Origin of the sequence: Vibrio sp. 10N.222.55.C6 (assembly GCF_041473395.1) — a bacterium.
GTDB classification, from domain to species: Bacteria; Pseudomonadota; Gammaproteobacteria; order Enterobacterales; family Vibrionaceae; genus Vibrio; species Vibrio crassostreae_C.
Genome location: NZ_JBFRSD010001318.1, coordinates 1 through 368 on the forward strand (window position 1 = coordinate 1; position 368 = coordinate 368).

At 34.0% G+C, this 368-nt stretch carries 1 protein-coding gene; it reads right to left on the reverse strand.

The features are described 5' to 3' along the window. Positions 1-169: 169 nt before the first annotated feature. Positions 170-368, reverse strand: a 199-nt coding sequence (locus AB4486_RS28690) for a hypothetical protein (protein ID WP_372120229.1), incomplete at its 5' end; no start/stop codon positions are given.

A 368-nucleotide genomic window follows, 5' to 3' on the forward strand; every position in this document is an offset into this window, starting at 1 on the left:
TATCCATCCTGACCTAAGGGTCAACTATTTATTTACAAAAACGCAACAATATGGCGCTTTGGTGGATTGTGTACAATTTAGTTTCTATTGTAGTGACTTGTTTTATATGGACTTGACTGGTTATTTGGAAGTTTTTTGGTGAAGGTTGACTTTTGACTATGTATACAAATTAAGAGGAGTTTTTGTGATGTGAAGTATCGTTACTATTCAACTTTTCTGAAGTGTTGAGGTAATAGAGAGCAAAATTTCCGGGCAAAGCTGCGTTGATTTTATAAGGTAAAAAGAGGGATTCAGGTATCAAGAAGAGAAGTGAACACAATTGGTTCACTTCTGTCGATTTATAAAAATTGTTGTTTAAAGGACTATGA